This window comes from Caulobacter sp. 602-1 (assembly GCF_003931565.1).
Lineage (GTDB): Bacteria > Pseudomonadota > Alphaproteobacteria > Caulobacterales > Caulobacteraceae > Caulobacter.
Genome location: NZ_RRYI01000169.1, coordinates 1 through 283 on the forward strand (window position 1 = coordinate 1; position 283 = coordinate 283).

Sequence of the window (283 nt, forward strand, 5' to 3'; positions counted from 1 at the left end):
GCCCGGCACCAAGATGGTCGTGGCGGTGGACAACTCGGTGTTCACGGCCGAGGCCATCCACGAAGTGTGTATCACCATGGCCCTGTCGATCAGCTTGGTCGTGCTGGTCAACCTGATCTTCCTGGGCAGCTGGCGTTCGGCGCTGATCCCCTCGGTCGTTGCCCCGATCTGCATCCTGTCGACCTTCATCGTGCTGGCGCCGCTGGGCTTCTCGCTGAACCTGCCGACCCTGTTGGCCCTGGTGCTGGCCGTCGGCCTGGTCGTCGACGACGCCATCGTCGTG

Annotated in this window: 1 protein-coding gene; it reads left to right on the forward strand. The window is 65.0% G+C overall.

The window, feature by feature from the left end; translation table 11 throughout:
• Positions 1–283 (forward strand): efflux RND transporter permease subunit (locus EIK80_RS25745; protein WP_148099155.1); only part of this gene is annotated, 283 nt, incomplete at both ends.